A 14123-nucleotide genomic window follows, 5' to 3' on the forward strand; every position below is an offset into this window, starting at 1 on the left:
TTTAATTTTCTCCATTTAAAATTTTATCTACCGTGAAAATATCTTTATCGCCACGTCCAGATAGATTTACCACTAATAACTGCTCTTTTTCAGGATCTTGCTTAATCAGTTTTAACGCATAAGCTAATGCGTGTGAAGATTCCAATGCCGGAATAATGCCTTCATTTTTCGCTAATGCTTGGAAGGCATCTAAGGCTTCTTGATCGGTTATTGAGACATAATCCGCTCTCCCCGTTGCATTTAGGTGTGCGTGTTGCGGCCCAACCGATGGGAAATCTAAGCCTGCAGAAATAGAGTAAGATTCTTCAATCTGCCCGTCTTTATCTTGCATAATCGGCGATTTCATTCCGAAATAAATTCCTGTTGTGCCGTGTTTTAATGGGGCTCCGTGTTCGCCTGTTTCAATGCCTTTGCCTGCTGGTTCCACACCAATTAATTTAACTGATGTTTCATCAATAAAATCAGCAAACATTCCAATCGCATTCGAACCACCGCCAACTGCGGCAATAACGGCATCTGGCAAGCGGTCTTCTTTTTCTAAAATTTGGTGTTTAGTTTCTTCGCCAATCATTTTTTGGAATTCTCTGACCATTGTTGGGAATGGATGCGGGCCAGCTGCTGTACCAATTAAATAGTGAGTTGTTTCATAATTTGCAGCCCAATCACGCATTGCTTCACAGCAAGCATCTTTTAGCGAACAAGAGCCTTTTTCTACCGGAATCACTTCTGCTCCCATTAAACGCATACGGAATACGTTTGGTGACTGACGTTCTACATCTTTTGCTCCCATATACACAATACAAGGCATACCGAGCATTGCACAGGCAAGCGCGGTAGCAACGCCATGTTGCCCTGCTCCGGTTTCAGCAATAATGCGAGTTTTTCCCATACGTTTTGCCAATAAAATTTGCCCTAATACTTGGTTTGTTTTGTGGGCCCCACCGTGTAATAAGTCTTCACGTTTTAAATATAATTTTGTTTTTGTACCTTTGGTTAAATTACGGCAAAGGGTTAATGCCGTCGGGCGACCTGCATAGTTTTTGAGTAAATCGGTAAATTCTACTTGGAATTCTGGTGAATTTTGTGCCTCAACAAAAGCTTGTTCTAGTTGTTTTAAGACCGGAACGAGAATTTCAGGAACATACATTCCCCCAAATTCACCAAAATAAGGATTAAGAAGAGTATCTGACATATTTTTTCCTTTGATTATTCTTTTTTATTTTAATGATTTTTTACCACATTTAGTGCCGATGAAGATTGAGCAACCGGCATTACTTCAATGCGGTTAATATTGACATGCTCTGGTTGCTGATTAAGCCATAACACAATCTCAGCAATATCTTCTGGTCGAACAAATTCTACATTTTCATAAACTTTTGCTGCTTTTTCATCATCGCCTTTAAAGCGAACATTTGAAAATTCTGTACCACCACATAAGCCAGGCTCTACATTCGAAACACGGATCTTAGTCCCTGCTAAATCTGCTCGTAAATTTAAGCTAAACTGTTTTACAAATGCCTTTGTTCCGCCGTAAACATTCCCGCCTGGGTAAGGGTAAGTACCAGCAATGGAGCCAATATTGATAATATGCCCTGAATTACGCTCTACCATTTCGGGTAATATCAGACGAGTAACTGTTACTAAGCCTTTAATATTGGTATCGATCATTTGGTGCCAATCAGCCAAATCCACTTTATAAGCTGGCTCTAAGCCTAAAGCCAAGCCTGCATTATTTACTAATAGATCAATATGCTGCCAGCCTTGAGGACGGTTATTTAAAGCTTGTTCTACGGCTTTTGGGTCTTGAATATCAAATGCAAGCGGTAGAAAATTATCACCAAATTGCAAATGCAGTTCATCTAAACGCTCTTTCCTTCTGCCTGTGCCAATCACTTTATAACCTGATTGAATTAACAATTTACAAATAGCTAAACCAAAACCTGCGGTTGCTCCTGTTACTAATGCGATTTTCATTCGTTTGCCCTCAAAAATATAAATGTACTATTAAAGTAGTACAAAACAATGGATTATGCAAGAGAAATATAGTGATAAAAAAGAAAAAGCGTACCACGAAGGTACGCTAATACATAGGAGGATCTTATTTTAAGATTTATATAACACAACATCAGATATCCATATCTTGAATTGCATTCTAATTGATAAATAAATTTAATACTGTGATATGGTTCACATTTTGAGAAATTTATTCATTATTTTGCTGTTTTTTAGCTTTAAATAATAAAACAAGAACGACAATTACGGCTGCTGTAGCCACAAATCCTAATAATGCAGATTGGGTAAAACCAACCACTAGGTAACCAACAATAGAAGCAGTTGCAACTAATAGAGAATAAGGTAATTGCGAAATTACGTGATCCATATGGTTACATTGTGCCCCCGTTGAAGACAAAATTGTTGTATCTGATACTGGTGAGCAGTGATCACCACAGACCGCCCCTGCCATTACTGCTGATAAGCAAGGTATAATTAATGCAGGATCAGAATGCACCGCCATTGCAGCACCGATTGGAAGCATAATACCAAAGGTTCCCCAGCTTGTACCCGTTGAGAATGCCATAAATGCCGCTAGCACAAATAAAATAGCAGGTAAGAAACCAGCACCAATGCTTTCTGCAACTAAACCAGATAAATATTTACCGGTTTGCATATCACTTACTACACCATTGATTGTCCAAGCAAAACATAAAATGGTAATTGCACCAGACATCATTTTTACCCCTAAGCCATAAGCTCGGAAGTAATTTTTCAATGAAATATTACCGCTTGTTACAATACAAATAGTAGCCACAATTAAACCTGATAAACCACCTACAACTAAAGAAATACCTACAGTTGTATTTTCAAAAGCACCTAACACAGAAAACGGTAATCCTTCTCCTGCTAGAGCATCCGCCCCTGTTTTCATCATCATTGCTACGGTTGCAATAATTAATGTGATAATAGGTAAAACTAAATCACGCACGTGCCCTTTAGTTTCAATTTGCTCATCTTCAAACTCAGCTAATTTTGCTGCTTGTTGTTCAAAACGAGCCATTGAACCAATGTTAAATGAAAAATAAGCAACAAAGAAAACCATTAGCATAGAGAAAATTGCATAGAAATTCATTGCACTCATTGTCATAAATGCACCAAGTGGCGAATAACCCGTAATAGAATGCGTCGCTAATAAACCAGCAATAAGGGTGATGATGTAAGCTCCCCAACTTGAAATTGGCATTAATACGCACATTGGTGCTGCGGTTGAGTCAAGAATATAAGCTAATTTTGCACGAGACACGTGGAATTTATCTGTAACTGGGCGGGCAATAGCACCAACAGCTAAGCTATGGAAATAATCATCAATAAAAGTAAAGAAAACTAACCCTGCTGCCATTAATTTAGCACCACGTTTGCCTTTTACTTTCTTTTGAGCCCAATTTGCGAAAGCTTGATTGCTACCAGAAATACTTAATAGTGAAGTTAAAATCCCTAATAATACTAAAAATAAAATAATGTTCACATTATTAGAATTTAAGCCTTCTTCTGGCCCTTGATACACTAATGAAACAACACTATTTTTAATATAAGTTAAGGCATCAAGGAAATTACTATTGGTAAGCATAAATGCTCCAAAGATAATCCCGATACTTAATGAAATAATTACTTTACGAGTAATAATTGCCAATATTAAAGCAACTAATGGCGGTAAGACTGACCAAAGTGAATTAGAATAATCAACTAAATTCATAAAACCTCTAAAATGACTTTGTATGAAATAAGAATAATAGCCAAACAAGAGATCTACTGGGATATTTATTAGAATAAATATAAAGGAAGGTAAAAGCGTAAAAATTGAAACCAACCCTAACAGTAGCACTCCGTAGCATTTACTACGACAGTGTCGTTTCTTTCGACAACGACCCCAACCAATTAAGATGACGCTTAATTGATTTCGGCAAATTCACCTTTCCTTTCCCCTCATCGTTTTCCACTCAGAAAAAATACTTATTGAATTTGCACCTCTACAATTTGTAGGACGGCTAAAGATAACACGAATAGCTTAAGATATAAAGTCTCTATTTTTTATTTATATTTATTTACCTAAAATATCTTTTACTATATGATAAATAAACTATTTTACCCCCTTATTTTAATGATAACTAAAAGAGATTTAGGAGAATAAAAATGTCTGATTTAAAAGCATTGTTCAATATTCGTAGTTTAAGAGCCTTTTCAAAAGATTTAACCCTAGAACAATTAGAATCAATTTCAGAAAAATTGGCTATTATCATTACAGAAAAGCAAGAAGAAATTAAAAAGCAAGAATTAGAACAAGCCAAACAGTTAGAAAACTTAAATAAATATAAAGAAATGTTAAAGCAAGATGGTATCACTATTGATGAACTTGCAGAATTATTAGCAAATAAAGTGATTAAAGCTCGTAAAGCTCGCAAGCCAGTCGCACCTCGTCCGGCTAAATATAAATTCGTTGATGAAAATGGCAATGAAAAAACTTGGACTGGTCAAGGTAGAACACCAAAAGCATTACAAAAATTATTAAACGAAGGCAAAAAATTAGAAGATTTCGAAATTTAATTGTTATTCTCATTCCAATTTAGAGAGAACTCGTTTGAGTTCTCTTATTTTATAACAGGAAACATAATGCAAGAACACAAAATATTATTAACCGAATGCCCTGATGATACGGGCTTAGTCGCAAAAATTACTAATATCTGCTACAAACATCAATTAAATATTATTAAAAATTCAGAATTTGTTGATAACGAAACTAAACGTTTTTTTATGCGAACTGAATTACACGGTATATTTAACGATCAAACATTACTAGCGGATTTACAATTTACCCTTCCTGAAGGTTCAAGCTATAAATTACTTCCGAAACAGAGAAAACGTATTGTAATTTTAGTTACAAAAGAAGCACACTGTTTAGGTGATTTGCTGATGAAAAACTATTATGGCGGATTAGATGTTGAAATTGCGGCAGTAATTGGTAATCACGATACATTAAGAGGATTAGTTGAGCGTTTTGAAGTGCCATTCCATTTAGTCAGTCACGAAAATCTGACTCGTGTAGAGCACGATCAATTATTAGCTGAAAAAATTGATGAGTATAATCCAGATTACATTGTGCTTGCGAAATATATGCGAGTGCTGAATCCTGAATTTGTAGCTCGTTATCCTAATAGAGTGGTAAATATTCATCATTCATTCTTGCCCGCTTTTATTGGGGCCAAACCTTACCAAAGAGCTTATGAGCGTGGTGTAAAAATCATTGGTGCGACAGCACACTTTGTAAATGATGAATTAGATGAAGGCCCAATCATTATGCAAAATGTCATTAATGTTGATCATACTTATACCGCAGAAGCAATGATGAAAGCAGGCAGAGATGTTGAAAAAACCGTTCTAAGTCAGGCATTAGAGCTTGTGCTAGCAGACAAAATTTTCGTATATAAAAATAAAACAATTATTCTATAACAAAAATAGCCGGCATAATCACCGGCTATTTTATTTTGAAGGAACATCTTCCAATGTTTCCGGCATTTTGCCAAATAGAAGATTAAATAACATTCCGCCTCTTGCTAAAATTTCTCGTAAGCGAACTTGATATGCCCCTTCTGGATATTTTGCTGCATAACAAATGGCATCAATATCTCTAAACTTTGCAATTAGTAATGCTCTCTCACAATGAAACTTTTGTGAAACAATCGTAAATGGAGGCAATTTATAAACCAACTTTGCCCTTAGCATTGAATCAAAGGTGGTATAACCAGCATAATCTTGCTTTATCCTTTGTGAAGAAACCCCCATTTTCTTTAAATCATTAGTCATTGTTTTCGGTTCATTATAGTAAGGTGTTTTATTATCCCCACTGACTAATAATTTATCTACTTTATCATTTTTAATTAACTGGGTTGCGGTATCTAAACGATATTTATAATATTCATTAATTACATCTTTTGAATAAAACTTTGCAGTTCCGAGTACAAGAGCATATTCTCGCTGAGGCAAAGCCTTAATGTCAGTATAAATTTTATCTCTGATAATATAGCTTGTTAGTGCATCTATGACTAATAACCCTAAAAGAATGAGTAAATTTACACCTAAAATAAATTTTACTAATTTTATTCCCCAATATTTAATTTGGAGAAGAAATGGCAATACTGTTTTTTTCTCTTTTTGACTCAAATATATTCTCCCTATTTCGTCTAATTATTCAATTTCTGACAGATAAAATAGTTTAAATGTTCAATAAATTTAGTCTATTTCGCCTCATTTGTTAAGAGAGATTACTCGTTTTTTTCACTCTTATTCACATCTAGTTTTAGACGTTTAAAAATCTAGACGTTTAGACGTCTAAAACTTCTTGACAATTTAAATGAACAAAGCTAATTTACTACACAAACACGATAATAATAACAAGCGGTTAAAACCCTATTTTATTTTGCAAATAAGGACTTTATGGCTCAGAACATCACACTTTTTAAGGATAGACCTTTACAACTCGCATTAGGGGGCGAGCTATCCCCTATTACAGTGGCGTACCAAACTTATGGTAAATTAAACGCTGAAAAAAGCAATGCTGTTTTACTTTGTCACGCACTCACTGGCGATGCTGAGCCTAGCTACGATTCGCCGACTGAAAAAGGCTGGTGGCAAGATTTTATTGGTAAAGGGCTTGCTTTTGATATTGAACAATACTTTTTTATTTGTAGTAATGTTTTAGGTGGCTGTAAAGGTACTACTGGGCCATCCTCACTTAATCCCAAAACAAATAAGCCTTACGGCAGCGAATTTCCTATTATTACGGTGCAAGATATTGTCACGGTGCAACGAGAGTTACTTGATTATCTTAATATTCCAACGCTTCACGCCGTTGTGGGCGGATCTTTTGGTGGAATGCAAGCAACTCAATGGGGAATTAGTTATCCTGAACAAGTTCGTAATATTATTAATCTTTGCTCTTCTTTAACTCTAAGTGCTGAAGCGATTGGTTTTAACCACGTTATGCGACAAGCTATTATTAACGATCCCTATTTTAATGGTGGCGATTATTATGATGGCATTGCTCCTGATAATGGCTTAAAAATTGCTAGAATGCTTGGAATGCTAACCTACCGCACCGATATTCAATTAGCAAAAGCCTTTGGTAGAGAAACCAAGCAACAAGGGAAAATCTGGGGAGATCACTTCCAAGTGGAATCTTATTTAAGCTATCAAGGAATGAAATTCTTAGGGCGATTTGATGCGAATACTTATCTTAGATTATTAAGAGCTCTCGATTTATACAATCCGGGATTAGGATATACAAATGAAGATGAAGCTCTAAAACGCATTAAGGCAAATTATACCTTAATTGGTGTAACCAGCGATCAGCTATTTAAACAGGTTGATTTACACAAAAGCAAACAAAAATTAGAACAGGCGGGGGTTAATCTAGAATTTCACGAATTTAATTCTGATTTTGGCCACGATTCTTTTTTAGTTGATTATGATTTTTTTGAACCAATGATTAAAAAAGGATTGGCTAAATAAATTCAATAAATTAATGAAATTTGTAATATTTCACCAAAATACAACCGCTTGTTCACAAAATGCAGAAAAGCACACCGAAGTGTGCTTTTCTGTTTCTTAGGTTATGATAGCAATTTATTTCTGACGCATTGCAGGGAATAAGATCACATCACGAATAGATGGAGCGTTTGCAAAAATCATTGCTAAACGGTCAATCCCTAAACCTTCACCAGCTGTTGGCGGTAAGCCGTGCTCAAGTGCAACAATGAAATCATCATCTTTAAACATCGCTTCATCATCGCCTGCATCTTTTGCTGCTACTTGTGCATCAAAACGCTCTGCTTGGTCTTCCGCATCGTTTAATTCTGAGAAACCATTACCAATTTCACGTCCGCCGATGAATAATTCAAAACGATCTGTTACTTCTGGGTTTTCATCATTACGACGAGCTAATGGCGAAATTTCCGCAGGGTGTGCCATTAAGAAAGTTGGTTGAATTAATTGATGTTCTGCTACCTCTTCAAAAATTGCGTTCACAACTGAACCTAAGCCCCAAGATTTTTGGATCTCAATACCTAAACCTTTTGCAATTTCAACAGACTTCTCAAAGTTATCTAAATCGGAACGGCTAATGCCATTGCCATATTTTACAATCGCATCGTGCATCGTAATACGTTCAAATGGCTTACCAAAATCAAATACATATTCGCCATATGGCACATCTGTTGTACCTAAAATATCTAAAGCTAACTGGCGTAGTAATTCTTCGGTGTTATCCATTAAATCGTGATAATCCGCATAAGCCTGATAGTATTCAATCATTGTAAATTCTGGGTTATGGCGAACTGAAACACCTTCGTTACGGAAGTTGCGGTTTAGCTCAAACACTCGTTCAAAGCCACCCACAACTAAACGTTTTAGGTAAAGCTCTGGGGCAATACGTAAATACATATCCACATCTAACGCATTATGATGCGTCACGAATGGTTTTGCTGCTGCACCACCAGGAATAACTTGCAACATTGGAGTTTCAACTTCAATAAAGTTTCTGTCTAAGAAGAATTTACGAATACCCGACACCACTTGCGAGCGAATCATAAATGTGCGGCGAGATTCTTCATTAGAAATTAAATCTAAATAACGTTGGCGATAGCGTGTTTCTAAATCAGTTAAACCGTGATGTTTATCTGGTAATGGACGCAATGCTTTAGTTAATAATTCAACTTCAGAACAGCGAACCGTTAATTCACCCGTTTTTGTTTTGAATAATGTACCTTCCACACCAATGATGTCGCCTAAATCCCATAATCCTACTTTTTCTGCATAAATATTTTCTGCAAGATTATCACGAGCAACATAAAGCTGAATTGAACCACTCACATCTTGAATAGTGAAGAAAGATGCTTTCCCCATTACACGTTTTAGCATAATACGGCCAGCAACTTTAACTTGAATATTCTGCTCTTTTAATGATTCTCCATCTACTGCATCATATTGAGAATGAAGATCTTTCGCTAATGCATCACGGCGGAATGTATTTGGAAATGCGTTACCCTGTTGGCGAATTTTGTTTAATTTTTCACGGCGAGCTAGCATTTCACCGTTTAGATCGAATTCTTGATTTTCTACTTCAGACATTGAACTACCTTAGATTTATAAAATTTGAATGAATAAAACTGGTCGATTATACGTGATTTTAGGCATTTTGGATAGGAAACAAGCGGTAAGAATTTCTAAAAAATTTACAAATTTACTCCAAATTTCAATGAGGCTAAGAACTTTAGCCTCAATAATAAACAACCCTACATTACAACAACATCAAATTGATCTTGATGATAATACGGTTCAAGTTTTATCTCAATTTTCTTGCCAATAAATGCTTGTAATTCCGCAAGTGATGCGTGACTTTCTTCATTAATTAAATATTCAGCCACATTTTTAGCTGCATACACGTGGATTTTTTCCGTTTTAAATAGATGATCAACCCGTACAATCTCTCGCATAATTTCATAACAAACCGTTTCAACTGTTTTAATCGTACCTCTACCTTGACAAGCTGGGCAGTCACAGCAAAGAATACGTTCTAGACTCTCTCGAGTTCGCTTACGGGTCATTTCCACTAGCCCTAATTGCGTAAAACCATTCACATTGGTTTTCACTCTATCGCCTTTTAGGGCATCTTTTAAGGATTGCAATACTCGCTCACGGTGTTCTTCTTCTTGCATATCAATAAAATCAATAATGATTATGCCACCTAAATTACGTAATTGAAGTTGATGTGCTATCGCCTGAGTTGCTTCAATATTTGTATTAAAAATTGTATGCGAAAGGTTACGATGCCCAACAAAAGCTCCTGTATTAATGTCTATAGTCGTCATTGCTTCCGTTTGTTCAATAATTAAATAGCCACCAGATTTTAAATCGACTCGTTTGTCTAACGCTTTTTGAATAGCTTTTTCGACCCCATAGGCATCAAATAGTGTTTGGGCTCCCGTATAAAGTGTGACACAATCTGTGAGTTCTGGCATAAATTCGGTTAAAAATTCTTTCACTTGCTCATAGGTCAGATTGGAATCAATTCTAACGGAGTTGATATGTGTACCGATAAAATCTCTTAATACTCGTTGGGCTAGTGCAAGCTCTCCATAAAGCGTTGATTTAGCAGGATATTTATCTTTTCGCTCTAATACTTTTCGCCATAAGCGTTTTAAAAATTCCACATCTTGTTTTAAGCTTTCTTCTGAGGCTTCTTCTGCCGCTGTGCGCACAATAAAGCCACCTAATTCATCACAATAAGGCTCAACTAATGCTTTTAAACGTTCTCGTTCAGACTCACTTTCAATACGCTGAGAAACACCAACGTGGCTATTTTCTGGCATAAACACCAAATAACGTGAAGGCAAGGTAATATCTGTTGTTAGACGAGCACCTTTTGTGCTAATTGGATCTTTAACAACCTGGACAACAATATCTTGACCTTCACGCACAAGTTCTGCAATATCTTTTACAACAAATTGTTTTTTCTCATTTTCATCAACACATTCTGTATGAGAAACAATATCAGATGCGTGTAAAAATGCCGCTTTTTCTAACCCAATATCCACAAACGCAGATTGCATACCCGGCAGAACTCTCGTTACCCGACCTTTATAGATATTCCCTACAATACCACGTTTAGCTTCACGCTCAATATGTAATTCTTTTAATAAACCATTTTCAAGTAACGCTACTCGGGTTTCACTTGGCGTTACATTTACTAATAACTCCGTACTGCTCATTTTATTGTCTCTAATTATGGTAATTGTATTGAGTTTATCATTTACTAAATCAGAAAACAAAAGATCGAATCAGAAAAGCCCTGAATCTAACATTTTATAAACAATTAGCGACAAGACTATAAAATATCTTTAACAAATTATTTTGTAATAAGATTGGGATAGGAATTATTCTTAGTAATATAAAAATCCGCCTGCATATACAGACGGACTTACAAAAATTATGACCATAAATAATTAGCGAGAGGTATCTTGAGTATTATTTTCAAGCGTGTTTTTTACAATTTCTCGCATATCACTACGAATTTCTTTATTATCAATCACAGAATCCTCAACTAATTGATTAAGTTTGGCCTGATGTTTTTTCGTAAACTCTTGATTATCATCGTGTTTTTTAAGCATTAAATCAAACATTTGTCGGCGACGTAAACGTTCTTCTTCTATAAGCTTACGATTTTTAAACCAAGCAATAGTTAGCAATAACATTAAAACCATACCAATATAGCCTAAAATAGGGAACATTATTGATACCAATGTTTTAAAACCAGCAAAACTTAAACCAAACCCAATAGCAACTAAGGTAATCATCAGTATTTTAAAACGTTTTTCATCTCCATTTGAAAAACGTTTCGCTAAAGAATAATATAGGCTTATGGCAGTATTAAAAATCATTCCAAAGATCACAAATGACATCAGTGTGCCTAATATAGGATTAATTTCTGCAACTAAAGCCTGCATAGGAATATCTGCTGTGGCAGATAATTCGACTCGAGCTAATAAAACAAATGCGGTACAAGTGGTAATTATGCCAATAATAGCTCCGCCAAGCATTCCACCACGTCCAGCCTCGCCCACATACATTGCTTCACCGCCTAATACAAATGCCATTGCAGTTGCTCCCATAATGCAGATTGCATAATAATTAACAACTGAAATCCAAACACTCGGGAAAGATACTGGCTGTTGTAACGCATACTCATTCAAAAAATCCCAATCATATGATTTACCCCAGAAAGTATAGATAGTTAAAGCAAAAATTACCGCAACAATAATAGGAGTAAAAATACCGATCGCTTGAGTAACACGTTCAAAATCAAGCATACTAATACCAATTACAAGCAAAGAACAAATCAAGGCTCCAGACCAAGTTGGTAACCCAAATTCTTGATTCAAATTAGCCCCTGCCCCGGCAATCATTACAAACCCTAATACGAAACCACTAACAATTAATGCAAAATCCAAAAAACGATTAACTAATGGGCCGGCTATACGATTTAGTACCTCACTATGTTCACTTGAACGATAAAAAGAACCAAAAGATAAAATGATTTTTCCAAATAGAGTATGTAAAATCCCGACAGCAACTACACCGACTAATCCCATCTTACCGAAACTAACAAAATATTGAAAAACCTCCTGACCAGAAGATAAACCTGCACCAGTTACTACGCCTACATACGCTAGAGAAATCATTACTATTTTTTTATAATCCACTGTTACTCCTTCTTAAAATGAAAATAACTTTTCGAATACTGCTTTAATGTACAAAACAATAACGAATTACTATAAACTCTTTTTTAGTATAACATAGAATTAACCTATTGAATTATTTGACAAATTAAGCCTTATAAATTGAAATACTATGAAACGTTATGAAATGAATAAAGCCCCAAAATACGGGGCTTAAAGGGATTTTTGAAATGTTATGAAACGTTGTGAAACGTCAGTTTTTTATTCCCATTCAATAGTTGCTGGTGGTTTACCAGAAACATCATATACTACACGAGAAATACCATTAACTTCGTTGATGATGCGGTTAGAAATTTTACCAAGTAAATCATAAGGTAAATGAGCCCAATGAGCCGTCATAAAGTCAATAGTTTCAACCGCTCGTAGTGACACGACCCAATCATATTTACGTCCGTCGCCCATTACACCCACTGATTTAACCGGCAGGAATACGGTAAATGCTTGGCTAACTTTGTAATACCAACCACTGTTGTATAACTCTTCGATAAAGATCGCATCAGCTTTGCGTAATAAGTCGCAATATTCTTTTTTGATCTCGCCTAACACACGCACACCTAAGCCTGGGCCTGGGAATGGATGGCGGTTAAGCATTTCTGCTGGTAAACCAAGAGCCAAACCGATTTTACGCACTTCGTCTTTAAACAATTCACGAAGTGGCTCGACTAAGCCTAATTTCATATAATCCGGTAAACCGCCAACATTGTGGTGTGATTTGATTACGTGAGCTTTACCGGTTTTGCTTGCAGCTGATTCAATTACATCTGGGTAGATCGTGCCTTGTGCTAACCATTTTACCGAGGTTAATTTCTTACTTTCATCATCAAATACATCCACAAACACTTTGCCAATCATTTTGCGTTTGGCTTCTGGTTCATCAATACCTTTTAGTGCATCTAAGAAACGATCTTCAGCATTTACTCGAATAATGTTTAAACCGAATTTATCGCCAAACATCTCCATTACTTGATCGCCTTCGTTTAGACGTAATAAACCGTTGTCCACGAATACACAGTGTAAATTTTTGCCGATAGCACGATGTAATAATAGTGCGGTTACTGATGAATCCACCCCGCCAGATAAACCTAAAATGACTTCATCATCACCGACTTGCTCTTTGATTCTAGCCACCGCATCTTCAATAATATTTTCTGGTGTCCAGTTACGCTCACAACCACAAATATTCACCACAAAGTTAGTTAAAAGCTCTAAACCACTTTTAGTATGCGTTACTTCTGGGTGGAATTGCACGCCATAGAAACGACGACTTTCGTCCGACATTGCTGCAATCGGGCAAGTTGGGGTTACACCAGTAATATTAAAGCCTTCAGGTAAACGAGTAACTTTATCGCCGTGGCTCATCCAAACGTCTAATTTCGGTGTACTAGCGGTTAAATCATCGTTAAGTTTTGCAAATAGGCTATCAGTTGCTTTTAACTCAACCGAGGCATAGCCAAATTCACGGTGGTCTGAAGTTTCAGTTAAACCGCCTAATTGCATTGCCATTGTCTGCATACCGTAGCACACACCTAATACCGGCACACCTGCATTAAACACATATTCCGGCGCACGAGGGCTGTTTTCTTCGGTAGTACTTTCAGGGCCACCAGAAAGGATAATTCCTGTCGGATTAAATTCACGGATCTGCTCTTCCGTTACGTCCCAAGCCCAAAGCTCGCAATACACTCCAATCTCACGCACACGACGGGCGATCAGTTGAGTATATTGTGAACCGAAGTCTAAAATTAAAATTTTATGATTGTGAATGTTGTTCATTGTTTACCT

General features: G+C 36.2%; 11 protein-coding genes and 1 riboswitch. Of the genes, 3 read left to right on the forward strand and 8 right to left on the reverse strand.

The window, feature by feature from the left end; all coding sequences use genetic code 11:
* Position 1 precedes the first annotated feature (1 nt).
* The 3 genes from trpB to PTQ27_RS10755 form a co-directional block, all read right to left on the reverse strand.
* The gene (gene trpB, locus PTQ27_RS10745; RefSeq protein WP_273748674.1) at positions 2–1192 is read right to left on the reverse strand and encodes a tryptophan synthase subunit beta; all 1191 of its coding nucleotides are present in this window, start codon (positions 1190–1192) and stop codon (positions 2–4) included.
* Positions 1193–1221: 29 nt separating this feature from the next.
* Complete coding sequence (locus tag PTQ27_RS10750) at positions 1222–1974, reverse strand: SDR family oxidoreductase (protein WP_273748673.1); 753 nt, start codon at positions 1972–1974, stop codon at positions 1222–1224.
* Between the two features lie 229 nt (positions 1975–2203).
* The gene (locus PTQ27_RS10755; RefSeq protein ID WP_273748672.1) at positions 2204–3748 is read right to left on the reverse strand and encodes a Na+/H+ antiporter NhaC family protein; all 1545 of its coding nucleotides are present in this window, start codon (positions 3746–3748) and stop codon (positions 2204–2206) included.
* A gap of 115 nt (positions 3749–3863) precedes the next feature.
* Positions 3864–4033, reverse strand: a riboswitch (Lysine riboswitch).
* 152 nt (positions 4034–4185) lie between these two features.
* On the opposite strand from PTQ27_RS10755, the gene PTQ27_RS10760 reads away from it, so the two are divergent.
* Together PTQ27_RS10760 and purU are read left to right on the forward strand one after the other, a co-directional pair.
* Positions 4186–4596 (forward strand): H-NS family histone-like protein, encoded by a 411-nt coding sequence (locus tag PTQ27_RS10760; protein WP_273748671.1) that lies wholly within the window; start codon positions 4186–4188, stop codon positions 4594–4596.
* A 66-nt stretch (positions 4597–4662) separates the two neighbouring features.
* Positions 4663–5499, forward strand: coding sequence for a formyltetrahydrofolate deformylase (purU, locus tag PTQ27_RS10765; protein ID WP_273748670.1), 837 nt, complete (start codon positions 4663–4665; stop codon positions 5497–5499).
* A gap of 30 nt (positions 5500–5529) precedes the next feature.
* Here the strand turns inward: purU and PTQ27_RS10770 are convergent, their stop codons facing one another.
* Complete coding sequence (locus PTQ27_RS10770) at positions 5530–6150, reverse strand: SanA/YdcF family protein (protein ID WP_434802839.1); 621 nt, start codon at positions 6148–6150, stop codon at positions 5530–5532.
* A 333-nt stretch (positions 6151–6483) separates the two neighbouring features.
* On the opposite strand from PTQ27_RS10770, the gene metX reads away from it, so the two are divergent.
* On the forward strand, positions 6484–7557 hold the full coding sequence (gene metX, locus PTQ27_RS10775; protein ID WP_273748668.1) for a homoserine O-acetyltransferase MetX: 1074 nt from the start codon (positions 6484–6486) through the stop codon (positions 7555–7557).
* Between the two features lie 114 nt (positions 7558–7671).
* On the opposite strand, the gene lysS is transcribed toward metX, so the two are convergent.
* The 4 genes from lysS to guaA all read right to left on the reverse strand — a co-directional run bounded on the left by lysS (position 7672) and on the right by guaA (position 14114).
* On the reverse strand, positions 7672–9174 hold the full coding sequence (gene lysS, locus PTQ27_RS10780; RefSeq protein WP_273748667.1) for a lysine--tRNA ligase: 1503 nt from the start codon (positions 9172–9174) through the stop codon (positions 7672–7674).
* A 164-nt stretch (positions 9175–9338) separates the two neighbouring features.
* Positions 9339–10814, reverse strand: a complete 1476-nt coding sequence (rng, locus tag PTQ27_RS10785; protein ID WP_273748666.1) for a ribonuclease G — start codon at positions 10812–10814, stop codon at positions 9339–9341.
* 234 nt (positions 10815–11048) lie between these two features.
* Positions 11049–12305 carry a YkvI family membrane protein gene (locus PTQ27_RS10790; RefSeq protein WP_273748665.1) on the reverse strand — a complete coding sequence of 419 codons (1257 nt, stop codon included), beginning with the start codon at positions 12303–12305 and terminating at the stop codon, positions 11049–11051.
* A gap of 237 nt (positions 12306–12542) precedes the next feature.
* Entirely contained in the window at positions 12543–14114 is a 1572-nt protein-coding gene (gene guaA / locus PTQ27_RS10795) for a glutamine-hydrolyzing GMP synthase (RefSeq protein WP_273748664.1), read from the reverse strand.
* Positions 14115–14123 lie beyond the last annotated feature (9 nt).

The sequence above is a fragment of the Mannheimia cairinae genome (assembly GCF_028649535.1).
Classification (GTDB): domain Bacteria; phylum Pseudomonadota; class Gammaproteobacteria; order Enterobacterales; family Pasteurellaceae; genus Mannheimia; species Mannheimia cairinae.